The following is a 25502-nucleotide window of genomic DNA, read 5'->3' as shown; positions in this document are numbered from 1 at the left end:
GCCCCCGCAAAGTTTGGTACATCTGCCAAACTTTTGCGGGGGCGGGCCTGCATATACTAGGGTATGTCAGCCGACATTATTCTCGCTGTCGGCGGTATCGGCACCCGGGCCGGGGTAGGTCGTGATGGTCACGCTGTTGATGGTAATGGCGGTCTCCTCCGTCGGGCGGAAGGTGTCGTTGCCGTCCTCGTCCTTGACGGTGTCCACGCAGGCCATGGCGTCCACGACGTCCATGCCCTGGTAGACCTGGCCGAACACCGTGTCTGTGTTGTCCAAATACGGCAGCCCGCCTACGGCGGCGTAGGCCGCGACCTGGGCGTCGGTGTAGCCGTTGGCGGTCAGCTCAGCCTGCTGGTCAGCGGTACTGACACTGTCCGGCAGAGCGGTCACAAAATAAAACTGGCTGTTGCCGCCGGTCACGTCGCCGCCCGCAGCAAATGCCGCACAGAGTGCCCCGGCGTAGTGCTTCAAATTGGCGTCGGCTTCCAGCGGGTAGGGGTTGTTGCTCCAGATCGTGGAGCCGCCGGTGCCTGTACCGGTCGCATCGCCGCCCTGCACGGCGAAGCCGTACTCGCTGCGCCAGATAATCGTGTTATCGTAATATCCGCTGCGGGCCAGCCCCACAAAATTGTACACTGCCATCGGCGCGGCGTCCGGGTAGAGCACGGCGCGCACCTCGCCTAAGGATGTATCAAAAATCGCGATCGTGTCGCCGTCGCTGGGGGCGGTGAACTGCCGCTCGGTGCTGATAAGGTCAGCCGTGCGGGTGGGCGGCGTTTTTGTATCGGCTTTGCCGCAGGCGCACAACAGCGTCAGGGCCAGTGCGGGCAGCAGGCAGAGTGATTTGCGCATAGCGTTTCCTCCGTGAAAAATCCAATTAAATTGATTATACCACAGAACTTCCCGCTTGAACACCCTTGACGTTTGGTAAAAAAAAGGGTACACTATAAGCATCAAATACGAACGACCACAGGAGGTCACTTATGTCTGACGAACTGAGCCCGGAAATGCTGGAAGAGGCAACCCCCGACCTGCTGACGCTGGAAGATGAGGACGGCAAGGAGGTCACGTTTGAAGTGATCGATGCTACCGAAGTCAACGGCACCCGCTATCTGGCTGTCATCCCCTACCAGGAGGATCCGGAGAGCCTGCAGGAGGACGCCGAGCTGATTTTGATGCGCATTGGCACCGACGACGAGGGCGAATATATGGACATCGTGGACGACGATGAGGAACTGATCACCGTCGGCAAGGTGTTCGAGGAGCGCCTGCGTGCGATGTACGACATCGACGACTCTGAATTGCAGTAAGAGGCTGCAAGGCCTCACACCCTGCGCGGTTCGATTTGTTGCGGCCTTATAAAATCCTACTAATCAAATTTAGGGAATCCGGGTCTGGGACTGGATTGCAAACCTTCCCGCCTTCGGGCTGAAGAAGGGAGCGTGAACGCCCCCGTAGGATACCCACCTGCCTATACCGGTAGGTTTTGATTGGCTGCAGACGGCTGTGCGGGGTTTTTACAGCACACATCCCGGGCAGGGCTTTTCCTGTCCGGTTTTTTGGGTTATAATTTTTGGGAAAGGGGTGTTTGACCATGGCGGATAGGATTCACGTCGGGGACAAGATCCCCTTCTTTTTGTACGATACACCGTACAGCGCGAAGAACCGCTTCCGCGACCTGCTTTCGCAGCGCGCGCCGCTGGTGCTGGTGTTTATGGCAAACTTCGGCCACCCCATCACCCGCACCTTTGCCAGCCGCTACGCCAATACATACGCAGCCTTGCAGGACGGCGGCTTTGCGTTGGTGGTGCGCTCCCGCGCGGACAAGCTCTCCCGCAGTATCGGGCCGAACACTCTGCCCTATCCCCTGCTCTGCGACGCGGCCGGTGTTTTGTATGAGCATCTGAACATCCCCACGAGCAAAAGCACCCTGATGAGCTACTCGCTGGAAGGCTGGCGCATCCTGCGCGAAGCGAAAAAGCAGGGCTACAAGCCCACAAAAGGCGCAGAACAGCAGCTGCCGCTGACACTGATTCTGGATCGCGACGGCACGGTGCTGTTCTGCCACTACGGCGCAAGCCTGACCGACGTGCCCGAGGATTGCGCGGCCATCCAGAGCCTGTTGGAGGAACTGGAACTGACACCCGAACACAGGGAGGATGCGTATGAGGAGGAGCTGCAGGCCGCCATGGCGGCGGCCCCCCGCCCCCGCTCCCACCATGGCCGCGGCGCCCCCGAGACGACCGACGAGTTCCAGCCTGTGCGCCCCGTGCGGGAGTACAACGCGCCTGACCTGGAGAAAACCTCGATGTTCGGACTGTTTGACGACCCTTATGATGAAAATTAAACCCCGCCTGCCGATGAAACAATCGGCAGGCGGGGTTTGTCTTTTTGACTGAATAAAATGGCTTCCCCTTCGTGGGAAGCTGTCCGCGAAGCGGACTGATGGGGGGCGGCTTTGCCGCTATCGCCCGTTAAAAGAGGCTGCTGCGTGAACCCGCCCCTCATCCGGCCTTCGGCCACCTTCTCCCTCGGGAGAAAGCTTGGAAAATCACCGCATCACCGCATTCTTCGCCGCTCTCACGGTCTCGGTGTCAGTCTGCTGGATGTGCCACTCGTCCAGGCCGGGCAGGCCCATGGGTACGCCCTCGCGGCGGAAGGTCATGCCGCTGTCCAACAGCGTTTTGCAGCTGGCGTGGAAAGCCCGCGCCCCGGGCAGCGCAGCCCGCAGTTCGTCGATGATAGCAGCGTTGACGCCCGCGCCAATGAGCACTTCCGGGCCGTGCAGCTCGTCCCGCAGGCGCAGCAGCCCGGCCAGCTGGGATGCACCTTTGCGGCAGTTCTCGGCCCCGCCGCTGGTCAGCACTGTGTCGATGCCAAGGGCCGCCGCGGCACGGTAGGTTTCGCGCAAATCGCGGGAAACATCGATGCATCGATGTAATGTGACCGGCGCACCATCGCAGGCATCCAGCAGCGCGTGCATGGCGGGCAGATCCAGCGTGCCCTCCGGTGTTAGTGCGCCGATGACGAAACCGTCCGCCCCGGCGGCATGCAGCGTCTTGATTTGATGGCAGAGCAGGTCGATCTCCTCTTTCGTGTAGAGAAAATCCCCGGCACGGGGGCGCATCAGGCAGCGCACCGGCAGGGACATTTCGGCCTTGATCTGCCGCAAAAGGTCGGCGTAGGGCGTCAGGCCGCCCACGGCCAGCGCACTGCAAAATTCCAGCCGGTCGGCCCCGCCCTGCTTGGCGGCGCGGGCGGAGGCCAGGCTGTCAACACAGACTTCCAACAACTTCATGTGTGGTCACATCCCCTTTGGCGTTTTCCTCATTGTAGCATGAAATTTTGGATACGGCAAGCCCCGCACAGCCGGAAAGCTGCGCGGGGCTTGCCGCAGTTATATGTGTATCACAACGAATAGGAGTAGGCAGAGTTTTACGCCGCATGGCCGCCGCGCACGACGCGCAGTTGTACCGCAGGGTGTTTGCGCGGCGCGGAGGCAGGCAGGCCGACCGATTCCTCCGGGTGGGCCAGCAGGATGCCGCAGACGGCGTTGAGCATGATGACAGCCGCAAAAAGCCCCAGAATGGCCGCCCAAAACGGCATGGAGCCGGAGGCGGCAGCACTGAGCATAGCCCCTCCCAACAGGATGGCCGCCGTGGCGACAAGACGGCACAGCTTGTTTTTGATAAGTTCCCAGTTCATACCGATACCTCCAAATCAGTCGGCCCCGCGTGGCCGACTGCCGCAATTTTAACAACGGACAACAGCGTTTTGTTCGTTACTCTTATCATAATACACCCAGCGGTTGTTGTCAATGCCTATTTACAACTTATTTTTGAAAATGTTTGCAAAAAACTCTTTACAAAAACCACGGACAGTTGTATAATGAGACTAAAGAATCAGAGCCGCATACAAGATGTGGTTTACCCTACTATAAAAAGGAGATTTCCGATGTTTGCAGAGCGCTTGAAAGAGGCCCGCAAGGCCAAACGGTACAGCCAGGCCGAGGTTTCCAAAATGCTGGGTGTGACGCAGCAGGCTGTCGGCAAGTGGGAGACCGGGCGTTCCACCCCGGACCCACAGACCGTCGCGCGTCTGGCAGAAATTTTGGATACCCCCTCCGATGTGCTGCTGGGCCTGCGTAAGGAGCCGGGCGTTTCCGCCGCCGTGGGCCGCAACGCCTTCAGCCGCTATACCGAATCCCAGATCCCGGTTGTGGGCACCGTCCGCGCCGGGTATGGGGCCCTCGCCTTTGAGGAGGACTACGGCAAGGAGTACGCCTGCGTCAAGGATCCGAAGAACTACTTCTTCCTCGTGGTCAAGGGCGACAGCATGGAGCCGCGCATTTCCGACGGCGACCTGGCCCTCGTTCACCGTCAGAACACGTTGGACAACGGCGACCTGGGTGTGCTGGTCTATGGCGCAGACGGCGAGGGTACGCTGAAAAAGTATATCCAGCGCGGCAACTCGGTCGTGCTGCAGCCTTTCAACCCGGCCTATGACGAAATGGTCATCAAGGGTGAGGAATTGGATCACCTCTACATCGCCGGCAAGGTCGTGGAAACCAAGGCAAAGTGGTAAAGCCCTTTCACGATTCTATTGTAGCATAAGCGAAGTCCTATAATTTGGACTTTCAATATAGAAATTGAATTATTTCACAAAAATGCTGCCCGCGGCACACCTTGCAAAACAAGGATATGCGGCGGGCTGTATTTTTTATACCCTTTTTTAGGAGACAGGTGCGATGGACCTTGCGGAAAAACTGGAAATTCTGGCGGACAGCGCCAAATATGATGTGGCCTGCACGTCCAGCGGCGTTGACCGTCCGGGGCGGCATGGCAGCCTGGGCAGCTGTGCGGCGGCGGGCATCTGCCACGCCTTTACGCCAGACGGGCGCTGCGTTTCCCTGCTGAAGGTGCTGTACTCCAACGTATGCAGCTATGATTGCAGCTACTGTGTCAACCGCCGTACCAACGACCGGCCCCGGGCAACTTTCACCCCGCGGGAGCTGGCCGATTTGACCATCGGGTTTTACCGCCGCAATTATATTGAGGGGCTGTTTTTGTCCAGCGCGGTGCTAGGTACGCCCGACCGCACGATGGAGCTGATGATCGAGGCACTGCACATCCTGCGGGAGGAATACCACTTCAACGGCTACATCCACGCCAAGACGATTCCCGGCGCGGACCCGCTGCTGGTGGAGAAGATCGGGCGGCTGGCGGACCGCCTCTCGGTCAATATCGAGCTGCCCAGCGAGACGAGCTTGACGGCGCTGGCCCCAGACAAGAAAAAGACCGCCATCCTGCGCCCCATGGGCCAGATCGCGGTGCAGAGCGCCCAGAGCAAAAAAGAGATGGTGCTCTACCGGGGCGCGAAGCCCTTTGCCCCGGCCGGGCAGAGCACCCAGATGATCATTGGCGCTACGCCGGAAACTGACCGGCATATCATGGACCTGACAGAAGGGCTATACAAAAAATATGCGCTGCGGCGCGTGTTTTACTCGGCCTATCTGCCAGTGGTAGCGGACAGCCGTCTGCCCGCGCCACACACCGCCCCGCCCCTGCTGCGGGAGCACAGGCTCTACCAGGCGGATTGGCTGCTGCGGTACTACCATTTTTCGGCGCGGGAACTGCTGACCGAGGATGAGCCGAATTTTGACCCCTACCTCGATCCCAAATGTACCTGGGCCGTGCGGCACCCGGCGTTTTTCCCAGTGGAGATCAATACCGCCGCGAAGGAGGAGCTGCTGCGGGTGCCTGGCATCGGCCCCAAGAGTGCCCTGCGCATCATCCAGGCGCGGCGCACGCAGAATCTGGGCTTGGCCGAACTCAAGCGCATTGGCGTGGTGGTCAAGCGGGCGCAGTATTTCATCACCTGCAAGGGCCGGGCGGCAGCTCACGCAAACCGTGCGGAAATTGCCAACGCCCTGCTCGACCCCAAGGCGTTCAGCGTAGGGATGCAGCAGCTTTCGCTGGACGATTTTGTACCCAAGGCCCTACCGGATGCAGCCCCGGCTGTGCAAAAACTGGCCGCCCGCGGTGTGGCGGCTGACGTGGCCGCCAAAACCGTGCGGCAGGAGGCACTGCAATGCCTTACGAAGCGAATGTGACCGACGTTGCCTACCGCTATGACGGAAGTTTTGCAGGCTTTTTGTGCTGCGTGTTCGAGAGTTATGCCCGGCACGAGATACCGTCGGAGGTTTGCTCACCTGAGGAAGGCCAGCTGAACCTGTTCGGCACGCGGGAAATCCTCGCTGACCGGCAACGCGCGAAGCGGGTGGCGATGGGGTTGGACCGGCTCGGGCCGCAGGTCAAGGATCGCATTGTAACAGGGTTCCTCAGCACTGACCCGGGCAAAGATCTGACTCTGCTGCGGTTTGCGCGGCGCTGTTTTGCCCAGGGGCCGCAGGCCGTGCAGATGCTGGGCGACCCGGATGTGGCAGCGGCGTTCGCCATCGAGCGGGCCGTCAACAACGAGGCGGGCAAGTTCATCGAGTTCATCCGGTTTGAGGAGCGGGACGGGATGCTGGGCACGGTCATCCACCCGAAGCACCAAGTCTTGCCGCTGCTGCGCGGGCATTTTTGCAGCCGCCTGCCGGATGAGGATTTCCTGATTTTTGACGCGACCCACGGCACAGCGCTGGTGCGGCGCGGCGGGCAGGTGCAGTACCTGACGATGGAACACTACACTCCCGGCACAGACGAGGACGAACTGAACTGGCAGCAGTTGTGGAAACGTTTTTTTAAGGCGCTGACCATCGAGGAACGCCGCAACGAGAAGGCCCAGATGAACCACGTGCAGAAGCGGTTCTGGAAAGACATGGTGGAGATGCAGGGCAGTGTGTGACTACTCGTAATCGTACTCCGGGTTGGCAGCTTGGTACTCGGTCAGGAAGCGGAGCAGGCGCTCGGTGTCAGCGTAGCTCATGCGGCCGGTGTCAGCCAGCGTCCGCACCATAGCGCGAATGTCCCCATCGTAGAGCGTCTGCAAATGCGCCTGGCTGACCGCGCCGCAGTAGGTCAGGCGGCGCACCAGCGGTGTGTAGAGGTTCTTGTTCCCCTGCTTCTCGGTGCGGACGAAGTTTTTCTTTTCAAGGCGAAGCAGAAAATTGAGCAGCGTCGAGTCTGCCCAGTGGCACTCCGGCGGCAGGTGTGACGCGATCTCGCGCCGGGTGGCGGCGCGATTGCAGGCCCAAAGTGCGGCCATGACCTGTTCTTCACTGCGGGAAAGTTGTTCCATGATGGGCTCCTTTTTTAGTTGTAGGGGCGGATGCTTGCATCCGCCTGCGGGGCGTCGAGGACGCCGCCCCCTACGAGTCATGCTGTTTTACAAATGTGGAAGTAATATCTATATTTATTTTACAACTGTGGTAGATTGAAATGCAACAGGAAATATTGCACAAATCCCAGGGGCTTATTTTGACATAAGCAGCAAATAACTTTTACAAATGTCGCGTATAGTGTCCTTGTAAAGAAAACAATTTGTCACTTTACAGAAACACTTGCCGGATTTTGGGCTTTTTTCGTAACTTTGCCCGCTTGCCGGGGCGGGGGCAAAACTCCTATAATATTGGCATACCGCAACGGCGCGGCAAGATGCGATCCGCCGTGTGCGGGTCGCATTTCATTTACTGCCAGGGAGGAAATTACGATGGCTAGAGTTTACAATTTCAGTGCCGGCCCTTCGATGCTGCCGGAGGCTGTTTTAAAGACCGCACAGGCTGAACTGCTGGACTACCATGGTTCCGGCATGAGCGTGATGGAGATGAGCCACCGCAGTAAATGGTTCGATGAAATCATCAACAATACCGAGGCCGCCATGCGCCGGGTGCTGAACATCCCCGACAATTATAAGGTGGGCTTTTTTCAGGGCGGCGCGACCCAGCAGTTTGCCATGGTGCCGCTGAACTTTATGACCACCGGCACGGCGGATTACCTTGTGACCGGCAACTTCAGCGAAAAGGCTGCCGAGGAAGCCGCCAAGTTCGGCACGGCCCGCATTGCCGCCAGCAGCAAGGACAAAAACTTTACCTATATCCCCGACGTGAAGGCCATCGACTATGACCCCAACGCCAGCTATATCCACATCTGCCAGAACAACACGATTTTCGGTACGAAATTCGTCGATGTACCGCAGGTGGACGGCGTGCCGCTGGTCGCAGACATGAGTTCGATGATCTGCTCGGAGCCGGTGGATGTCAGCAAGTACGGTGTCATCTACTTCGGTGTGCAGAAGAACATTGCCCCCGCGGGCATGGCAGTCGCCATTGTGCGGGAGGATCTGTTGGGCAAGGCCGCCAAGGGCCTGACGCCCGACAAGATCCCCACGATGATGAACTACACCACCCTGCTGAACGCCGACAGTATGTACAACACCCCGCCGTGCTGGTGCATCTACATGACCGGCTTGGTCATGAACTACCTGGAGAACGAGATCGGTGGCCTGGAAAATATGCAGAAGATCAACACCGCCAAGGCGAAGGTGCTTTACGATTACCTCGACGGCCAGGACTTCTACAAGAATCCGGTGGAGAAAAAGTACCGCAGCATGATGAATGTGACCTTCACAAGCCCCGATGCCGACACCGACAAGGCGTTCTGCGCCGCAGCCACCGAGGCGGGCTTTGTGAACCTGAAAGGTCACCGCCTGGTGGGTGGTATGCGGGCGTCCATCTACAACGCCATGCCGCCGGAGGGCATCGATAAGCTGGTCGACTTTATGGAGAAGTTCCGCAAGGAGCATTGAACGGCGGCCTCGTAGGGGCCGGGCGTGCCCGGCCCGCGACAGTACGGTGGCAACCCGTTGACGACTTGCAGCGCAAGGCTGAGGGCCGGACATATCCGGCCCCTACAAAGCATAATTAAGGGGAACAGGGAGTAATCTATATGTATACAATCAAAACTTTGAATGCTATTTCGCCGGTTGGGCTGGCCAAACTGCCTGCCAACCAGTTTGAAATCGACAACGAGGCCGCCGCGCCCCACGGCATTTTGGTGCGCAGCGCCGATATGCACGACGCGCCGCTGCCGGACAGCCTGCTGGCCATCGCCCGCGCGGGTGCAGGTACCAACAACATCCCAGTGGAGGAATGCACCAATGCCGGCATCGTCGTGTTCAACACGCCGGGTGCCAACGCCAACGCCGTGGCAGAGCTGGTCATCGGCGCGCTGGTGGCGGGCAGCCGCAACATGGTGGACGCCGTGAACTGGGCGCAGACCCTCAAAGGCCGCGACACCATCGCCAAGGATGTGGAGAAGGGCAAGAAAGCCTTTGTCGGCCCCGAGCTGCGCGGCAAGACGCTGGGCGTCATCGGCCTGGGGGCCATCGGTGCACGCGTTGCCAACGCCGCCGTGGCGCTGGGCATGGAAGTTCTGGGCTATGACCCCTACATTTCCATCGATGCAGCGTGGAGCTTGTCCCGCAGTGTGCAGCACTGCGTCACGCTGGGCGATATGCTGCCCCGCTGCGACTACCTGACCATCCATGTCCCCTACCTGCCCACGACCCGCCACACCATCAACGCGCAGACGCTGGCCATGTGCAAGGACGGTGTCCGCGTGCTGAACTTCGCCCGCGGTGAGTTGGTGGACAACGCTGCCCTGCTGGACGCGCTGAACAGCGGCAAGGTCGCGCAGTATTTCTGCGATTTCCCCACCGAGGAACTGCTGGGCGTCAAGGGCGTTTACTGCACGCCGCACCTGGGCGCCAGCACGCCGGAGAGCGAGACGAACTGTGCCGTGATGGCCGCCGCCGAGCTGAGCGACTACCTGAAAAACGGCAACATCACCCACAGTGTCAACCTGCCGGATGTCAGCCAGCCCCGCGTCAGCGGCCGCCGCATCTGCATCATCCACAAGAACGCACCGGGTGCGATCTCGGCCATCACCGGCATTTTGACCGAAGCCCACCTGAACATTGAGAACATGGTGAACAAGGGCAAAAAGGATGTGGCCTACACCCTGCTGGATGTGACCGGCAACGTCACCGACGACCTGGCCACGAAGCTGGGAGCTATTGAGCCTGCTATCCGCGTGCGCGTTTTGTAAACTGTAAAATGTGTGAAAAACACCCTCTGCCGTCATTTCGCGGCAGAGGGTGTTTTTGTGAAATTGGAGGTAGGGGACATAATCGCTATGAGAGGTCAGACCTTATTGCATTGGACTGACGAATCCCTTATAAGGTACGGGTATGTGGAGAACTGCTGCGGCATACAAGGAAAATCCCCCCTGACTGCGTACAGGTTTAGGCCACTGTGCGCGGCTTTTTTGTGGTCTTTGCCCAAAAACCAAACAAATCGGGACAATCGACCCAATACGGCTTTTTTTGCGGCGGGTTTTATGGTAGAATCTATGAGAACTCAAAAAAGCGGGGAACGAGTGCTGACGGAAAAACTCTCTCCCCCAGCCTCTGCGGCGGCAGCCCCAGAGGGGGCCGAGAAGGGAGGAACACGGCATGACCAACGCACCGAAAACCGTATTAGCCATCCACGACCTGCCGGGCTTTGGCCGGGCGGCGCTGTCGGTCATCGCACCGGTGCTCTCGACGCTGGGGGCGCAGACTGTGGCACTGCCCACGGCGGTGCTGTCCACCCATACCGGCGGACTGGGCGCACCGGCCAAGCTGGCCGACCCCAGCTACGGCCCTGCCGCGCTGGCGCATTACCACCGGCTGGGCGTGAAATTCGACTGCATCTACTCCGGGTATCTGGCGGACTCCGCCCAGGCCCGGCTGGTGGAACAGGCGTTCGAGCTGTGGCCGAAAGCGCTCAAGGTCGTGGATCCGGTGCTGGGCGACGGCGGGCGGCTGTACAGCGGGCTGGGGGCCGACATGGTCCCGGCTATGTACAATCTGTGCAGTAAGGCTGATTTGATCGTGCCCAATGTGACCGAGGCTGCCCTGCTGCTGGGCGACCCGCTGCCCGGCGTGGGCAGTGCTGAGCAGGCCGCCGCCCAGGCGGCACGGCTGGTGCGCATTGCGCCGCAGGTCGTTGTGACCGGTGTGACCGGGCTGAACGGCGGGCGGTACATAGGCTGTGTGGGCGCGGCCCGCGGCGGCGAGGGCTACACCGTCAAAACGCCGCTGCTGCCCCGGATGTTCCATGGCACCGGCGATATCTTTGCTGCTGTGCTGGTAGGGCGCATTTTGCAGGGCAACGTGCCACAGGCTGCCGTGCAGGCAGCCGCCGCCTTTGTGGCCGAGTGCATCCGCCAGACCCCCGAAGGTGCGGATGAGCGCCTGGGTGTCTGGCTGGAAAATGCGCTGCCGAAGCTGCGGCAGGAGTGAAGCGACAGACAGGCGGGGCGTCGGGGACGCCGCCCCTGCAACAGGGCGGCGATGTGGCGGCCAGAGGACTGGCCGCCCTACAAAGCTGCCACCACACAAAATTCAAACAAACAGGACTGTAAACATATGCCAACCTTAAACATTGTATTGGTCGAGCCGCAGATACCGCAGAACTCCGGCAATATCGCCCGGACCTGCGCGGTGACGGGTGCGCGGCTGCATATGGTGGGGCCGATGGGCTTTACCATCGACGATAAAAAATTAAAGCGCGCCGGGCTTGACTACTGGCACCAGCTTGATATAACATATTATAAAGACTTGGCGGACTTTTTCGCCCGAAACAAGGGGCCATTTTTCTACTTCACATCCAAAGGCCTGCACCGCCATGTGGATGTACACTATCCCGACGGCGCATACCTCGTCTTTGGGCGCGAGGACGCCGGCCTGCCTGAGGAACTGCTGGCAGCCCACGAGGCCGACTGCGTGCGTATGCCCATGCGCCGGGGCGAGCGCTGCCTGAACCTGTCCAACGCTGTGGCCGTGGGCGCGTATGAGGCCCTGCGCCAATGGGATTTTGCCGACTTAGAGACTCGCGGGCAGCTGACCCGCTACGAATGGAGTGAGGATGTAAAATGAGCAAGATCGGTTTTCTGACGGATTCCTGTTCCGACATTCCGCAGGAGCTTGCGGACAAGTACGGCATCGAGGTCGTGGGCTTCCCCATCAACCTGGACGGCGTGGAATACATGGAGCGCAAGGATTTCACCAATGACCAGTTTTACCAGATGATGCGCGACGCCCAGGGCGTGCCCACCACCGCCGCCATCACCCAGCTGCAGTGGTGCGAGATTTACGAGCGCTATGTGGACGAGGGCTATACCGACCTGGTGCATCTGTGCATCAACAGCGCGGGGTCCAGTACCTACAACAACGCCGTCAAAGGTGCGGAGATGCTGGCCGAGGAGCGCCCCGGCCATAAGCTGAACATCCAGCTCATCGACAGCCACACCTACTCGATGCCCTACGGCTGGTATCTGTGCGAGTGCGCCCGCAAGGTGCGCAACGGCGGCGAGCTTGCCACCTGCGTGGAGGAGATGAAGCAGAGCCTGGACCGCGTGGAAATCTGCCTGGCCGCATACAGCCTGAAGCAGATGAAGAAGTCCGGCCGCGTCAGCGCCGCCGCTGCCGTGGTGGGTGACCTGCTGGGCATCCGCCCCATCATCAGCCTGAACGCGGGCGTCTCCAAGGTCGAGGCCAAGGTGCGCGGCGACGCTGCCGTGCCCGCCGCCATGATCAAATGGGTGGAAAGCCGCGTCGATTCCATGAAGGACACCCCCTACATGGTGGCTTACACGTCCAGCACCTCCAAGCGCGACGAGCTTGTCAAGGCCTGCAAAAAGGCATTCGGCCATGCGCCGGTCATTGTGTTCCAGCTGGGCGGCGTTGTCAGCGCCAACACCGGGCCCGACGGCATTGCCATCGTCTACCCCGGCCATCCCCGCCACCTGGAGGCCTATGCCCCGCAGCTGCCGTAAAAAAGACTTGCAGTTTTTCAAGGGCTGTTGTATACTATAAACAGTTCTTATACCATACCAAGAACTATTATGGTTGCTATGATAAGGTCATAGGACCGTAAAGCTCTGACGCCCTGTCTTATGACAGGGCGTCATCTTTTTTGTCAAATTTTCGTGGAAAATGTCAGTTGCCGTGTGATTCTTTATGCGGTATGATAATAGTAAAAAAGAAAAGGTGTGGTGAATATGAAGCACCCCTATGGAATTGGCCTGGATATTGGCATTGCGTCTGTTGGCTGGGCCGTGGTAGCGCTGAACGAAAACGCGGAGCCTTATGGACTGATCCGCTGCGGCTCGCGCATATTTGACAAGGCGGAGCAGCCCAAAACCGGCGAAAGCCTTGCTGCGCCGCGGCGGGAAGCCAGAAGCATGCGCCGCAGACTGCGCCGCCGCAGCTTGCGCAAGGCAGACTTGTATGAGCTGATGGCGCAAAACGGCTTGCCGGGCAGAGCAAAAATAGAAGAAGCGGTGCAGGCGGGCCACCTGCCGGATATCTATGCCCTGCGTGTGCAGGCGTTGGATGGCCCTGTAACGGCGATGGACTTTGCCCGAATTTTGCTGCACTTGATGCAGCGCCGTGGTTTCCGCAGCAACCGCAAGGCAGATGATGCCCAGAAAGACGGAAAGCTGCTGCAAGCAATCGATGCCAACACGCGCCGCATGGAAGAAAACCACTACCGCACGGTTGGCGAGATGATGTACCGTGACCCGGTGTTTGCAGAGCATAAACGCAACAAGTCGGAAAACTATCTTTCTACGGTCAGACGGGATCAAATCGTGGAGGAAGCGGTACAGCTTTTTGCTGCGCAGCGCCAGTATGGTGCGGCGTGGGCTTCGCCGGAAATGGAAGCGGAGTACCTTACGATTTTGACGCGTCAGCGTTCGTTTGATGAAGGCCCCGGCGGAAACAGCCCCTACGGCGGCAATATCGTTGAAAAGATGGTGGGAACCTGCACGCTTGAAGGACAAGCCGAACCGCGTGCAGCCAAAGCAACTTGGTCGTTTGAATATTTTACGCTGCTGCAAAAAATCAATCATATCCGCATTATAGAGAGCGGTGCGGCACGTATACTGACGGCAGAAGAACGGCAAGAATTACTTTCCGTATGCTATCAAACGGACAAGTTGGATTTTGCCAGGATACGCAAGGCTCTTGCCCTGTCGGAACAGGCAAGATTCAATATGGTGCGATATCGGGACGGACAAACAACTGAGGATTGCGAGAAAAAAGAGAAAATTGTATGTCTCCCCTGTTACCACAAAATGCGCAAAGTGCTCAATACCTTGCGGAAAGACTACATCCGCAGTGTCAGCCGCGACAGGCTGGATGCAGCGGCAACAGCGCTGACAATGTATAAAAATGAAACTACGCTCAGAGCAAAGCTGGAAGAAGCGCAGTTTGAACCGCTGGAAGTTGATGCTTTGATGACGCTGCCCAGCTTTAGCGGGTTCGGGCATATTTCTGTCAAAGCGTGCCGAAAACTGATCCCCTATTTGGAACAAGGACTGAACTATAACGACGCTTGCAAAGAAGCGGGATATGACTTTCAGGGAAATTACCGTGGTGAAAAATCGCAGTTCCTGCCTGCGTCCACAGAGGAAATGGAGGACATCACAAGCCCGGTGGTGCGGCGTGCGGTGGCACAGACTATCAAAGTTGTCAATGCAATCATCCGCGAGCAGGGAGAAAGCCCGGTCAATATCCACTTGGAACTGGCGCGGGAGATGAGCAAAAACTTCCAGCAGCGCAATGACCTTGACAAGGCCATGAAAGACAATAACGCCGAGAACGAGCGTTTGATGAAAGACCTGCATGAACTGTTCCCAGGGAGAAATATCACAGGCCAGGATCTTGTAAAATACAGGTTGTGGAAAGAACAGGATGGGCGGTGTGCGTATTCGCTGCAGCCGCTGGAACTGGAAAAGGCCATTACTGTTTCAGGCTATGCGGAAGTTGACCATATTGTTCCGTACAGCATCAGCTTTGACGACCGCCGTGCGAACAAAGTATTGGTGCTGGCGTCGGAAAACCGCCAGAAAGGCAATCGCCTTCCGCTGCAATATCTGCAAGGAAAACGGCGGGATGATTTTATTGTCTACACAAAAGCAAGTGTAAAAAATTACCGCAAGCGTCAAAATCTGCTAAAGGAGAAGTTGAGCGAAGAAGACAGCAAAGGTTTTATGCAGCGTAATTTGCAGGACACACAGTATATTGCAAGTTTTATGCTGAACTACATTCGCAGCCACCTTGCGTTTGCAGATTTCCCTGCGGCAGGTAAGAAGCGTGTGGTTGCTGTAAACGGCGCAGTTACAGCGTTTTTGCGCAAACGCTGGGGGCTTGGCAAGGTGCGTGCTGACGGCGACCTGCACCACGCCGTAGATGCGGCGGTCATTGCCTGCACGACGGATGGGATGATCCAACGGGTGTCGCGGTTCTACACGCATATCGAAACCTCGGACACCCGGGGTGAGCGCTTCCCGGAGCCGTGGCCGCGATTCCGGGATGAGCTGATGCAGCGTTTGTCGGCTTGCCCGCAGGAAAATTTAATGCAGATCAACCCGGTATATTATCAGAATGTGGATATAGCAAGCATCCGGCCGGTGTTTGTGTCGCGTATGCCGCGGCATAAGATGACGGGAGCGGCACATAAGGAGACGATAAAGGGTCGCTTGGATGATGCGCATACGGTTCAGCGCCGGTCGATTACAGATTTGAAGCTTGACAAAGAGGGAGAAATTGCAGGATATTTTAATCCGAGCAGTGATACCCTGCTGTACAATGCTTTAAAGGAACAGCTGACAGCTTTTGGCGGCGATGGAAAAAAGGCATTTGCAGAACCGTTCTTTAAACCGCGTGCCGATGGAACGCCGGGAGCACAGGTCCGCAAGGTTAAAGTGTATGATAAAGCCACCAGCATGGTTGCAGTCCATGAAGGAAAAGGTGTGGCCGACAATGATACGATGGTACGCATTGATGTCTATTTTGTGCCGGGCGACGGCTATTACTGGGTGCCGATCTATGTGGCAGATACGGTGAAACCGGAATTGCCCAATAAAGCGGTTATCGCACACAAAAATTACGCAGAGTGGAAAGAAATGGACGAAAAGGACTTTCTGTTCTCACTTTGCCCAAATGACCTGATTCGAGTTGAAAGCAAGCGCACAATGAAATTCAAAGTGCAAAATAAAGACAGTACACTGGAAAAGGAAATGCAAACGAATGGTGATATGGTCTATTTCGAGGGAGGAAATATTTCGGGCGGTTCTATAACGGTAGCAACACATGACGGTGCTTATATGGTAGAAAGTCTTGGACTTAAGACACTTCAGAAAGTTCAAAAATACCAGGTCGATGCCCTCGGCAATTATACCCTTGTTAAAAAAGAAAAACGTCAATACTTCCCTGCACAACGGAGGTGACCTATGTCCTACCGCTGCCTGATGATCGTGAACCCGGCGCGCATCCGCTGCAAAAATGAACAGCTTTTGATTGAAACCGAAGAAGTTCATTCTGTACCAATCGAGGATATCAGCGCCATTGTGCTGGAAAGCCGGCAAAGTACGATAACAACGGCTGCGCTGGCGGCACTGGCGCAAAACGGCGTGGTGACGTTTTGGTGCGATGAAACACACTTGCCGTGTGGTATCTCGCTGCCATTTGCACAGCATAGCCGCCAGTTGGGCGTACTGCGCTGGCAGATGGAGCTGACGCTGCCGACGAAAAAGCGGATGTGGCAGCAAATTGTGACGGCAAAAATCAAAAACCAGGCGGAATGCCTAGCCCTGTGCGGCAAAACACAGGCGGCGGCGTTCCTGTTTGGCCGTGCCAAAGCAGTGACAAGCGGCGATAAGGACAATTTGGAAGCCAGTGCGGCGGCCTACTATTTCCCCGCCCTTTTTGGGGCAGGCTATACCCGCCGCAATGAGGATACCCGGAATGCGGCGCTGAATTATGCTTATGCAATTTTGCGCGGGTACATGGCACGCTGTTTGGCGGTATACGGATTTTTGCCCTGTTTAGGGCTGCACCATGACAGCGAACTGAACCAGTTCAATCTGGCGGATGACCTGATGGAACCGTTCCGTCCGGTAGCTGATTTGTACGTGGCCGCAAATGTTGCCGAGGATGCAGCAATGACAACCGCTTTGAAAGGGCAGCTGGTGAACCTGCTGAATGCAGATGTTCTTTCCGGTAATCAGCACCACAGCGTTGCTTATGCGATGGAACGAATGGTGCAAAGTCTGCGTGGGCAAACATTGCAGCTGCCAAAACTGCTGGAACATAAGCAGCACAGCTATGAGTAAATTTATGAGGATGATCGTTTTCTTCGATTTGCCGGTGCAGACAAAAACGGAACGGCGGCATGCGACGACTTTCCGAAACTTTTTGCTGAAAGACGGCTACCATATACTGCAATTTTCTGTGTACGCGCGTGTATGCAACGGCAATGACGCAGTCAAAAAACACGAAAGCCGTCTGAAGGCATCTCTGCCGCCAAACGGCTCGATTCGATTGCTCGTCGTGACAGAAAAGCAATACCAATCCATTCAAATCCTACTGGGAAATCATCAGCCGGAAGAAGCACCGTTTGTGTGCGAACAGCTGAGTTTTTTCTAAAACAAAAAGCGCATCGGACCGCAATCCGATGCGCTTTTTGCATAGCCTATTATACCATACCAAGAGCTATTAGGGAACTATGACAGCAGATGAAGGCGAGCTTTCTGCTCCTCTATTATACCATACCAAGAGCTATTAGGGAACTATGACAGCAGAGCAACACCTACAACGTGCCTGTGGATTATACCATACCAAGAGCTATTAGGGAACTATGACCTCTTGACATTCACCCCTGAAAATATTAGATTATACCATACCAAGAGCTATTAGGGAACTATGACCTTCGGGAAGTTCTCATTGAGAGGGCATAGATTATACCATACCAAGAGCTATTAGGGAACTATGACGGATATTACCCGATGGGGCAGCAGATGCCGATTATACCATACCAAGAGCTATTAGGGAACTATGACGCAGAGTTTGACGCTCTGGCAGCGCGATTTATTATACCATACCAAGAGCTATTAGGGAACTATGACCGCCCTGGCTTCGGCCTGATCAACGGTGCCATTATACCATACCAAGAGCTATTAGGGAACTATGACGTGCCTTGGAACGGCGCTTCGATGCTCTGTGATTATACCATACCAAGAGCTATTAGGGAACTATGACTTCCTGATGCGCAAGTAGAGGGTCAAGCGGATTATACCATACCAAGAGCTATTAGGGAACTATGACCGGTACGGCGTAACTCGTTCGAGCCTTATCATTATACCATACCAAGAGCTATTAGGGAACTATGACATAAGCAGCACCTGTGCAACCTGCACAAGGATTATACCATACCAAGAGCTATTAGTAAATCATCCCCCCAATAAAATCCCGCTAGCCCCAAAATTTCTTCTCCGCAGGCCTTGAAACGGTCTGCGGGGTTTGCTATAATTTAAATTCGTTGAGCAACTTAGGATTTTAGGCTCCACCGCGGCTTGCTGCGGTGCAAACCCCGCAAGCCTGGCGGTCTTGCGCGCGGTCAAAATCTATCCGCCGGAGTATTGTATGAATCAGAAAAAACTGTCCGTTCACAGCCTTGTGCGCTGTGCTGTCATTGCCGCAGTGTATGTGGTCGTCTGCCTGGTGCTGGCCCCCTTCAGCTATGGGGCTATCCAGGTGCGCGTGGCCGAGGCCCTGTGCCTGCTGCCGGTTTTCGGCGCGGAGTACATCGTCGGCGTTACGCTGGGCTGCTTTTTGGCCAACCTGCTGGGCTCCACCGTCATTGACGTGGTGTTCGGCACGCTGGCTACCCTGCTGGCCTGCCTGCTGACTTACAAGCTGCGTGATATCCGCGTAAAAGGGCTGGCAATTCCGGCATCCCTGCCGCCTGTTGTTTTTAACATGATCATTGTGGGCGCGTTCGAGATCACCTTCTTCTTCTCGGACGGCGCACCCACAGCGGCCCTGGCGGCGTTCAACGCCGTTACGGTGGGCATCGGAGAGCTGATCAGCTGCACGATTTTGGGCGTGGCCCTCGTCAAGCTGATTGAGAGCAACGCGGCCCTGCACAAGTTCTTTACAGAAGAATAACGAGGTAACTTCTATGCGCCCGGAACTGATTTTGTGGGATTGGAACGGTACCCTGCTGGATGATGTCGAACTCTGCGAAAACGCGCTCAACCGTCTTTTGCAGCGCTACGGCTACCCCCAGCGGTACGACCACGAGCAGTACCGGGCGATTTTTGGCTTCCCGGTCGAGGATTATTACGTCCGCGCCGGGTTCGACTTCACCCGCCACAGCTTTGCCGAGCTGGCGGAAAGCTACATGGAGGATTACATCCCGGCCAGCGCCGCCTGTCCGCTGATGGCAGGGGCCGTTGACGCGCTGGAAGCGTTCAAAAATGCCGGGCTGCGGCAGGTGATTCTGTCGGCAAGCCCGGTCACAACGCTGACCCGCCAGGTAGAAGAACGCGGTGTGACGCCGTATTTTGACCGTCTGCTGGGACTGGGCGATATCTATGCCAAAAGTAAGGTGGAGGTCGGGCTGGCCTATTTGCAAGAGGCAGGTTTCGACCCGGCGAAGGCCGTGATGATAGGTGATTCCGTCCATGATTTTGAGGTGGCCCAGGCGCTGGGTGTGGGCTGTGTGCTGCAATCGAGCGGCCACCAGCCGCCCGAGACATTGTGCCGGACCGGCGCACCGGTGGTGGCAGGGCTGCGGGAAGCGGCGGAGTTGATTTTGAAAAAGTAAGCCGTGCGGCGCGGGGCGTCAAGGGCGCCGCCCCCTACAACCGTAGAGAGGCATTGGAAATGATAGGCAGAGAGGTACAAAAATGTCTGACCGTGTAAAAGGCACCTGCCTGACGATGGGCGGCGCGGCGTGCTGGGGCGTTTCGGGCTGCATGGGGCAGTACCTGTTCACCCGGGAAGGAATGGATTCCACCTGGCTGGTGCCCATCCGGCTGTTTCTGGCGGGGCTGATTTTATGTGCGTTCTTTTTTGTCAAAAACCGCAAAATGCTGTTTGACCCATGGAATTTCAAGAAAAATCCGCGCAACGTCGTTGACCTGCTGATTTACGGCCTGGCGGGCGTCAGCTGCTGCCAGTTCACCTATTTTCTGACGATCCAGCTGTCCAGTGCGGGCATGGGGACGATCTTGCAGGACCTCTCCCCTGTCATTATTCTGCTGGTGGTCTGCATCCAGCAAAGGCGCGGGCCGCGGGTGTTTGAGATTTTCTCCATCCTGCTGGCGCTGGTGGGGGTGTTCCTTATCACGACCCACGGCAGCCTGACCGACCTTGCCATCAGCCCGGCGGCGCTGGCGTCGGGCGTTGTCAGCGCCTGCTGCGTCGCCATCTATACGATGTGGCCCAAGAAATTGCAGGAGCAGTACCCCACCCCGATGCTGCAGGGCTGGGCGTTCTTGATGGGCGGCACGATGTTTTCCCTGATCTTCCGCCCCTGGACGATGAATTATGTGCCGACGCCGATGGGCGTGTTCGGTATTTTCACGGTCGTGGTGCTGGGCAATGTGCTGGCGTTCAGCCTGTATATGTCGGGTGTGCCGCTCATCGGCCCGCAGAAGTCCAGCCTGTACAGCTTTGCAGAGCCGGTCACGGCGGCTATTATCAGCACCCTGGTGTTGGGCTCGCCGTTTACGCTGTGGGATGCCTTGGGCTTTGGCTGCATCTTTTTGATGCTGGTGCTGTTGAGTCTGCCGGCGAAAACAAAAGCATAATAAGCAAAAGGCTGTCCGCACAGGGCGGCCTTTTTTGCTGCCGTGTAGGGGCCGGACATGTCCGGCCCTCAACCTGCCCGCGAACGACCGTCCGCCTTTATGCTGCGGGCCGGGCATGCCCGGCCCCTACAACAATATAATAAATAAACCTATCCTAACTATGAATTGACATATCCCCCTCCCTAGGTGTATTATAGTATCATGTGTAAAACTATATAGCCGCACCTCTACACGCGGCGGAAAATACAGGGGAACTGTTATGTCTTTTTTTGAAAAACTGTTCGGCTCTTTCTCGGACAAGGAACTTAAGCGCATCAATCCCATCAAGGACAAAGTCCTTGCCCTGGAGCCGGAAATGGCTAAGCTGACCGATGAGGAACTGCAGGCCAAGACCACCGAATTCAAAGAGCGCCTGGCCAAGGGCGAGACGCTGGACGATATCCTGCCGGAGGCGTTCGCCGTCTGCCGTGAGGCCGACTGGCGCGTGCTGGGCATGAAGCCCTATCCGGTGCAGATCATCGGCGGTATTGTGCTGCACCGCGCCTGCATCGCCGAGATGCAGACTGGTGAAGGCAAGACGCTGGTTGCCACCATGCCTACCTACCTGAACGCCTTGACCGGTGAAGGCGTCCACGTTGTCACCGTCAACGATTACCTGGCCCGCCGCGACTCTGAGTGGATGGGCAAGGTCTACCGTTTCCTGGGGCTGACTGTTGGTCTGGTCGTCCACGGTGTGGAGTCCATCGACCGCAAGAAGGCCTACGAGGCCGACGTCACCTACGGCACGAACAACGAGTTTGGCTTCGACTACCTGCGCGACAACATGGTCGTCTACAAGGCAAACATGGTCCAGCGCGGCCACGCCTTTGCCATCGTGGACGAGGTCGACTCCATCCTCATCGACGAGGCCCGTACCCCGCTGATCATCAGCGGCAAGGGGGAGGATTCCAGCGTGATGTACAAGCGCGCTGACGACTTCGCCAAGACGCTGAAAAAGAGTGTCATCGTCGAGCTGGACGACAAGGTTGAGGCCGAGGAACAGGTCGACGGCGATTACGTTGTGGACGAAAAGCGCAAGACCGCGACCCTGACCGAGTCGGGCGTCAAGAAGGCCGAGGCGTTCTTCCACGTGGATAACCTGGCCGACGCCGACAATATGTCGCTGCGCCATTATATTGACGGTGCCATCAAGGCCCGCGGCGTTATGCACCGCGACACCGACTACATCGTCAAGGACGGCGAGGTCATCATCGTTGATGAGTTCACCGGACGTCTGATGTACGGCCGCCGCTTCAATGATGGTCTGCACCAGGCTATTGAGGCCAAAGAGGGCGTCACCGTCGCCGCCGAGAGCAAGACCCTGGCGACTGTTACCTTCCAGAACTACTTCCGTATGTACAAAAAGCTGTCCGGCATGACCGGTACGGCCTCCACCGAGGCCGATGAGTTCAGCGAGATCTACGGCCTGAACATAGTCAGCATCCCCACCAATAAACCCCGTGCCCGTAAGGATCTGCCCGACAGTGTCTACAAGACCGTCAACGGCAAGTACAACGCCGTCATTGAGCAGGTCGCCGAGTGCCACGCCAAGGGCCAGCCGGTTCTGGTCGGCACCGTCAGCGTCGAGAAGAGCGAGGCTTTGTCCAAGCTGCTGAAAAAGAAGGGCATCGAGCATAACGTGCTGAACGCCAAGCAGCACGAGCGCGAAGCTGAGATCGTTGCCCAGGCCGGCAAGCAGGGCGCTGTGACCATCGCCACCAACATGGCTGGCCGTGGTACTGATATCATGCTGGGCGGCAATGTCACCTACATGGCTAAGGCCGCGCTGAAGAAGGAACTGTCCAAGGAACTGACCGCCGACCTGGCCCAGCTGAAGGACGAGTACGAGCACGCCAAGGCCCGCGCCAAGGCCAACGGAACCGAACTGCCCATCCCGCCGGAGGCTGGCATTGACGCGAAATTGGAAATGCTGATGACCGAGTGTGACGGCCACGCCGAAACCGAGGACGCCGAAATTCTCCACGCCCGCAAGCGCTTTGAGGAACTGTGCGAGGAGTTTGCCCCCGAAGTCAAGCGCGAGGCCGAAGTCGTCCGCGAGGCGGGCGGCCTGTTCATCATCGGTACTGAGCGCCACGAGAGCCGCCGTATCGACAACCAGCTGCGTGGCCGTGCAGGCCGTCAGGGCGACCCCGGTGCATCCCGCTTCTTCCTGAGCCTGGAAGATGACCTGATGCGTATTTTCGGCGGCGAGCGCGTGCAGAACCTGATGGACTCCCTGGGCCTTGACGAAGATGTCCCCATCGAGAACAAGCTCATCACCAACACGATTGAGAGTGCCCAGAAAAAGCTCGAAGCATCGAACTTTGCAATTCGTAAACAGGTGCTGCAGTATGACGACGTCATGAACCAGCAGCGCGAGATCATCTACAAGCAGCGCCAGATGGTGCTGGACGGCGAGGATATCTCCGGCAAGCTGCACGAGATGATGCGCCAGTCCATTGACGATGCCTGCGCGAACTACCTGAATGGCGAGACCGCCGACGATTGGGATTTCGCGGGCCTGCGCCGCCACTTTATGAACTGGCTGTGCCTGCCCACCGACTTCAACTACACCACCGAGCAGCTCGGCGACCTGACCAAAGATGGCATCGCCGACGAACTGTACAAGCGCGGCATGGATATCCTGACCGCGAAGGAGAAGCGCTACGGTGCCAAGACGATGCGCGAGTTGGAGCGTATCTGCCTGCTGCGCAATGTTGACTCCAAGTGGATGGAGCACATTGACAATATGGATCAGCTCAAGCAGGGCATGGGCCTGCGCGGCTACGGCCAGCATGACCCGGTGGTCGAGTACCGCATCGAAGGCTTTGCCATGTTCGATGAGATGATCGCCTCCATCCGCGAGGATGCCGTGCATATGCTGCTGACGATCGAAATCCGTCAGCAGAACGCCGAGCCGAAGCGTGAGCAGATCGCCAAGCCCACCGGCGAGGGTGCCCCGAACCAGGCCGGTGCCAAGGGTGCCGCCCCGGTGCGCGTGACAAAGATCGGCCGCAACGACCCCTGCCCCTGCGGCAGCGGTCTGAAGTGGAAGAAGTGTACCTGCAAAGAGTACCACCCCGACCTGTAATTCATCATCAAGGCGCCGCCTTTAATTTTGGGCGGTGCCTTTTTAAAGTGGTAGAGTTGTAGGGGCCGCATATGCGAGGCCCTCAACTTTCCCGAAAATGACCTGTTTCCGTTATGTTGAGGGTCGGGTATGCCCGGCCCCTGCGAGGTAGAAACCCATCATGAAAGCCCGAATCATCCGTGAACCCCGGTGTGCTCTGCTTTGGCGCATCGATGAAACCTACCCCAACTACGCCGCCATCACCCGCGCGGCCAAGCGGTACGACGTCAAACTACGTGCCGTGGCCGACGGCGATCTCGGCGGCATCGTGGGCGACCTCTGCGCGGGTAAGCCTGCCCCGGCGTTTGCCCCGCTTATCGCCGTGCCGGACCGCCCGGCTATCATCATCAGCGGCCTGCGCCACGACAATGGCGAGCTGGGTGCGTTCCTCGACCTTGTCAAAATGGGCGGTGCATCCATCCCGGTGCGCAGCATGGTCACGCCCACCAGCAAGCAATGGACGCTGGCCAACCTATTGCTTGAATTAAATACGGAACACGAAACTGTGCAGGGAGACAAGGCGTGAAGCGCTGTCTTGCCGCGTTGGCGCTGGCCGTGCTGCTCTGCCTGCCGCTGACCGCCTGTCAAAAACAGCAAAATTTGTACAGCGCGACCTGGTTTGATCTGTTCGATACGGTCGCCATCGTGCAGGGGTACGCCGCCGGCCAGGACGAGTGGAACGCTCAGGCTGCCGCCATGCAGGAAGATTTATTGCGCTATAACGAACTGTTTGATATCTATAACCACTACGACGACGTTGTGAACCTGTACGACGTCAACGCCGGGGCCGCTGCCGCGCCAGTGGCTGTTGATGACGAGCTGTACGCATTCTTGCGCTGGTGTAAGGACACCGCTTACCCCGCCACCGACGGCGCGACGAACATTGCGGCGGGTGCGGTGCTGCGGCTGTGGCACGACGCGCGGGAAAGCGACTCCCCTGCCCCGCCCGATGCAGAGGCCATTGCGGCGGCGCTGGAACATATCGACATAGAAAATCTGGTGCTCGATGATGATGCCCAGACCGTCTATTTCGCCGACCCCGCTATGACGTTGGACGTCGGCGCGGTGGGCAAGGGTTACGCCGTGGAGCAGGCCGCCCAAGCGGCCCAGGCCCGGGGCCTGACAAGCGCTCTGCTGAACATCGGCGGCAACGTCCGCGCCATCGGCACCAAGCCCGACGGCAAGCTGTGGACAGCGGGCGTTGAAAACCCGTGGGGCGACGACCCGGCGTACATCCAGGCTGTGGAACTGGCCGACGGCGACAGCCTGGTCATCAGCGGCGACTACCAGCGCTATTTTGAGTACGGCGGTGTGCGGTACGCGCATTTGATCGATCTGACCACCGGCTGGCCCGCCCGCTATGTCAGCAGCGTGGCCGTGCTGGCCCACGCTGACACCGGCGGTCTGGCGGACGCTCTGTCCACCGGCTTGTTCTGCCTGCCAGAATCCACCGGCCAGACCCTTGCTGCCCAGAACCACTACGCCGTCCTCTGGATGCACCCCGACGAAACCACCAAAAAAAGCAACGACTGGCCGAAATAAAACAAGAGCCACCGACCTTTTTAAGCCGGTGGCTCTTATGATATCATGATATAATACAAAACGTATGCGCGGGCACACGAAAAAATCCAGAAAGGCGCAGAGAAAATCAAGACAGCGCATAGGCGCTCGCTCCACTCCGTTCC

General features: G+C 57.7%; 23 protein-coding genes, 1 other RNA gene, 1 CRISPR repeat array and 1 riboswitch. Of the genes, 20 read left to right on the top strand and 4 right to left on the bottom strand.

Translation table 11 applies throughout. The features are described 5' to 3' along the window. Nucleotides 1-66 precede the first annotated feature (66 nt). Nucleotides 67-852 (bottom strand): peptidylprolyl isomerase, encoded by a 786-nt coding sequence (locus GPK89_RS08240; RefSeq protein WP_215692404.1) that lies wholly within the window; start codon nt 850-852, stop codon nt 67-69. 131 nt (nt 853-983) lie between these two features. Here GPK89_RS08240 and GPK89_RS08235 point away from each other — a divergent pair, with 131 nt between their 5' ends. The 3 genes from GPK89_RS08235 (at nt 984) to GPK89_RS08225 (ending at nt 2347) form a co-directional block, all read left to right on the top strand. Further along, entirely contained in the window at nt 984-1310 is a 327-nt protein-coding gene (locus tag GPK89_RS08235) for a DUF1292 domain-containing protein (protein WP_215692403.1), read from the top strand. 15 nt (nt 1311-1325) lie between these two features. Further along, nucleotides 1326-1519: non-coding RNA, 6S RNA (gene ssrS / locus GPK89_RS08230), on the top strand. A gap of 75 nt (nt 1520-1594) precedes the next feature. Next, nucleotides 1595-2347 carry a redoxin domain-containing protein gene (locus GPK89_RS08225; protein ID WP_215692402.1) on the top strand — a complete coding sequence of 251 codons (753 nt, stop codon included), beginning with the start codon at nt 1595-1597 and terminating at the stop codon, nt 2345-2347. A 204-nt stretch (nt 2348-2551) separates the two neighbouring features. Here the strand turns inward: GPK89_RS08225 and GPK89_RS08220 are convergent, their stop codons facing one another. Continuing rightward, nucleotides 2552-3298: a copper homeostasis protein CutC gene (locus GPK89_RS08220; RefSeq protein ID WP_215692401.1), complete on the bottom strand. Its 747-nt coding sequence runs from the start codon at nt 3296-3298 to the stop codon at nt 2552-2554. 137 nt (nt 3299-3435) lie between these two features. Then, nucleotides 3436-3705, bottom strand: a complete 270-nt coding sequence (locus GPK89_RS08215) for a hypothetical protein (protein WP_215692400.1) — start codon at nt 3703-3705, stop codon at nt 3436-3438. Nucleotides 3706-3954: 249 nt separating this feature from the next. Between GPK89_RS08215 and GPK89_RS08210 the strand changes: the two genes are divergently transcribed. From GPK89_RS08210 to GPK89_RS08200, 3 genes are all read left to right on the top strand, one after another. Further along, entirely contained in the window at nt 3955-4584 is a 630-nt protein-coding gene (locus GPK89_RS08210; RefSeq protein ID WP_215692399.1) for a LexA family protein, read from the top strand. 163 nt (nt 4585-4747) lie between these two features. Then, the gene (locus tag GPK89_RS08205; protein WP_215692398.1) at nt 4748-6112 is read left to right on the top strand and encodes a putative DNA modification/repair radical SAM protein; all 1365 of its coding nucleotides are present in this window, start codon (nt 4748-4750) and stop codon (nt 6110-6112) included. Continuing rightward, nucleotides 6091-6849, top strand: coding sequence for a TIGR03915 family putative DNA repair protein (locus tag GPK89_RS08200; protein WP_215692397.1), 759 nt, complete (start codon nt 6091-6093; stop codon nt 6847-6849). Before GPK89_RS08205 ends, GPK89_RS08200 begins: the two co-directional genes overlap by 22 nt. On the opposite strand, the gene GPK89_RS08195 is transcribed toward GPK89_RS08200, so the two are convergent. Continuing rightward, nucleotides 6850-7242: a BlaI/MecI/CopY family transcriptional regulator gene (locus GPK89_RS08195; RefSeq protein ID WP_215692396.1), complete on the bottom strand. Its 393-nt coding sequence runs from the start codon at nt 7240-7242 to the stop codon at nt 6850-6852. Between the two features lie 411 nt (nt 7243-7653). Here GPK89_RS08195 and serC point away from each other — a divergent pair, with 411 nt between their 5' ends. The 14 genes from serC (at nt 7654) to GPK89_RS08125 (ending at nt 25359) form a co-directional block, all read left to right on the top strand. Beyond that, a complete protein-coding gene (gene serC / locus GPK89_RS08190) occupies nt 7654-8748 on the top strand; it encodes a 3-phosphoserine/phosphohydroxythreonine transaminase (protein ID WP_215692395.1) in 1095 nt (364 codons plus the stop codon). A gap of 140 nt (nt 8749-8888) precedes the next feature. After that, nucleotides 8889-10049 carry a phosphoglycerate dehydrogenase gene (locus tag GPK89_RS08185; RefSeq protein WP_215692394.1) on the top strand — a complete coding sequence of 387 codons (1161 nt, stop codon included), beginning with the start codon at nt 8889-8891 and terminating at the stop codon, nt 10047-10049. A 406-nt stretch (nt 10050-10455) separates the two neighbouring features. Next, complete coding sequence (locus GPK89_RS08180; protein ID WP_215692393.1) at nt 10456-11286, top strand: PfkB family carbohydrate kinase; 831 nt, start codon at nt 10456-10458, stop codon at nt 11284-11286. 126 nt (nt 11287-11412) lie between these two features. Further along, nucleotides 11413-11922, top strand: coding sequence for a tRNA (cytidine(34)-2'-O)-methyltransferase (locus GPK89_RS08175; RefSeq protein WP_215692392.1), 510 nt, complete (start codon nt 11413-11415; stop codon nt 11920-11922). Beyond that, nucleotides 11919-12821, top strand: a complete 903-nt coding sequence (locus GPK89_RS08170) for a DegV family protein (protein WP_215692391.1) — start codon at nt 11919-11921, stop codon at nt 12819-12821. The genes GPK89_RS08175 and GPK89_RS08170 overlap by 4 nt, the downstream gene beginning before the upstream one ends. A 225-nt stretch (nt 12822-13046) precedes the next feature. After that, a complete protein-coding gene (cas9, locus tag GPK89_RS08165; protein ID WP_215692390.1) occupies nt 13047-16280 on the top strand; it encodes a type II CRISPR RNA-guided endonuclease Cas9 in 3234 nt (1077 codons plus the stop codon). A gap of 3 nt (nt 16281-16283) precedes the next feature. After that, nucleotides 16284-17165 (top strand): type II CRISPR-associated endonuclease Cas1, encoded by an 882-nt coding sequence (cas1, locus tag GPK89_RS08160; RefSeq protein ID WP_215692389.1) that lies wholly within the window; start codon nt 16284-16286, stop codon nt 17163-17165. Nucleotides 17166-17169: 4 nt separating this feature from the next. Beyond that, nucleotides 17170-17478, top strand: coding sequence for a CRISPR-associated endonuclease Cas2 (gene cas2, locus GPK89_RS08155; RefSeq protein ID WP_252261570.1), 309 nt, complete (start codon nt 17170-17172; stop codon nt 17476-17478). Nucleotides 17479-17526: 48 nt separating this feature from the next. Then, nucleotides 17527-18288: a CRISPR direct-repeat array (repeat unit 36 nt; unit sequence ATTATACCATACCAAGAGCTATTAGGGAACTATGAC). Nucleotides 18289-18372: 84 nt separating this feature from the next. Next, a riboswitch (PreQ1-III riboswitch) is annotated at nt 18373-18468 on the top strand. Nucleotides 18469-18474: 6 nt separating this feature from the next. Beyond that, nucleotides 18475-18999 carry a QueT transporter family protein gene (locus GPK89_RS08150; protein WP_215692387.1) on the top strand — a complete coding sequence of 175 codons (525 nt, stop codon included), beginning with the start codon at nt 18475-18477 and terminating at the stop codon, nt 18997-18999. 13 nt (nt 19000-19012) lie between these two features. Then, complete coding sequence (locus GPK89_RS08145; RefSeq protein WP_215692386.1) at nt 19013-19660, top strand: HAD family hydrolase; 648 nt, start codon at nt 19013-19015, stop codon at nt 19658-19660. An 82-nt stretch (nt 19661-19742) separates the two neighbouring features. Then, nucleotides 19743-20648: a DMT family transporter gene (locus GPK89_RS08140; protein ID WP_215692385.1), complete on the top strand. Its 906-nt coding sequence runs from the start codon at nt 19743-19745 to the stop codon at nt 20646-20648. Between the two features lie 259 nt (nt 20649-20907). Continuing rightward, nucleotides 20908-23778: a preprotein translocase subunit SecA gene (gene secA, locus GPK89_RS08135; RefSeq protein ID WP_215692384.1), complete on the top strand. Its 2871-nt coding sequence runs from the start codon at nt 20908-20910 to the stop codon at nt 23776-23778. 160 nt (nt 23779-23938) lie between these two features. Beyond that, the gene (locus tag GPK89_RS08130; RefSeq protein WP_215692383.1) at nt 23939-24343 is read left to right on the top strand and encodes a DUF3783 domain-containing protein; all 405 of its coding nucleotides are present in this window, start codon (nt 23939-23941) and stop codon (nt 24341-24343) included. Next, on the top strand, nt 24340-25359 hold the full coding sequence (locus GPK89_RS08125) for an FAD:protein FMN transferase (RefSeq protein ID WP_215692382.1): 1020 nt from the start codon (nt 24340-24342) through the stop codon (nt 25357-25359). Before GPK89_RS08130 ends, GPK89_RS08125 begins: the two co-directional genes overlap by 4 nt. Nucleotides 25360-25502 lie beyond the last annotated feature (143 nt).

The sequence above is a fragment of the Gemmiger formicilis genome, from assembly GCF_018784445.1.
Taxonomy (GTDB): domain Bacteria; phylum Bacillota; class Clostridia; order Oscillospirales; family Ruminococcaceae; genus Gemmiger.
The sequence above is the reverse complement of the archived record's forward strand: the minus strand, read 5'-3'. Positions and strand labels throughout refer to the sequence as shown.

Coding starts and splice junctions, on each gene's coding strand:
- GPK89_RS08130 (WP_215692383.1), top strand. CDS start 23,939: ATGAAAGCCCGAATCATCCGTGAACCCCGGTGTGCTCTGCTTTGGCGC.
- GPK89_RS08180 (WP_215692393.1), top strand. CDS start 10,456: ATGACCAACGCACCGAAAACCGTATTAGCCATCCACGACCTGCCGGGC.
- GPK89_RS08205 (WP_215692398.1), top strand. CDS start 4,748: ATGGACCTTGCGGAAAAACTGGAAATTCTGGCGGACAGCGCCAAATAT.
- GPK89_RS08210 (WP_215692399.1), top strand. CDS start 3,955: ATGTTTGCAGAGCGCTTGAAAGAGGCCCGCAAGGCCAAACGGTACAGC.
- GPK89_RS08195 (WP_215692396.1), bottom strand. CDS start 7,242: ATGGAACAACTTTCCCGCAGTGAAGAACAGGTCATGGCCGCACTTTGG.
- GPK89_RS08140 (WP_215692385.1), top strand. CDS start 19,743: ATGTCTGACCGTGTAAAAGGCACCTGCCTGACGATGGGCGGCGCGGCG.
- GPK89_RS08235 (WP_215692403.1), top strand. CDS start 984: ATGTCTGACGAACTGAGCCCGGAAATGCTGGAAGAGGCAACCCCCGAC.
- GPK89_RS08185 (WP_215692394.1), top strand. CDS start 8,889: ATGTATACAATCAAAACTTTGAATGCTATTTCGCCGGTTGGGCTGGCC.
- GPK89_RS08150 (WP_215692387.1), top strand. CDS start 18,475: ATGAATCAGAAAAAACTGTCCGTTCACAGCCTTGTGCGCTGTGCTGTC.
- GPK89_RS08145 (WP_215692386.1), top strand. CDS start 19,013: ATGCGCCCGGAACTGATTTTGTGGGATTGGAACGGTACCCTGCTGGAT.
- secA (WP_215692384.1), top strand. CDS start 20,908: ATGTCTTTTTTTGAAAAACTGTTCGGCTCTTTCTCGGACAAGGAACTT.
- cas2 (WP_252261570.1), top strand. CDS start 17,170: ATGAGGATGATCGTTTTCTTCGATTTGCCGGTGCAGACAAAAACGGAA.
- GPK89_RS08225 (WP_215692402.1), top strand. CDS start 1,595: ATGGCGGATAGGATTCACGTCGGGGACAAGATCCCCTTCTTTTTGTAC.
- GPK89_RS08215 (WP_215692400.1), bottom strand. CDS start 3,705: ATGAACTGGGAACTTATCAAAAACAAGCTGTGCCGTCTTGTCGCCACG.
- GPK89_RS08175 (WP_215692392.1), top strand. CDS start 11,413: ATGCCAACCTTAAACATTGTATTGGTCGAGCCGCAGATACCGCAGAAC.
- GPK89_RS08220 (WP_215692401.1), bottom strand. CDS start 3,298: ATGAAGTTGTTGGAAGTCTGTGTTGACAGCCTGGCCTCCGCCCGCGCC.
- GPK89_RS08170 (WP_215692391.1), top strand. CDS start 11,919: ATGAGCAAGATCGGTTTTCTGACGGATTCCTGTTCCGACATTCCGCAG.
- cas1 (WP_215692389.1), top strand. CDS start 16,284: ATGTCCTACCGCTGCCTGATGATCGTGAACCCGGCGCGCATCCGCTGC.
- GPK89_RS08200 (WP_215692397.1), top strand. CDS start 6,091: ATGCCTTACGAAGCGAATGTGACCGACGTTGCCTACCGCTATGACGGA.
- cas9 (WP_215692390.1), top strand. CDS start 13,047: ATGAAGCACCCCTATGGAATTGGCCTGGATATTGGCATTGCGTCTGTT.
- serC (WP_215692395.1), top strand. CDS start 7,654: ATGGCTAGAGTTTACAATTTCAGTGCCGGCCCTTCGATGCTGCCGGAG.
- GPK89_RS08240 (WP_215692404.1), bottom strand. CDS start 852: ATGCGCAAATCACTCTGCCTGCTGCCCGCACTGGCCCTGACGCTGTTG.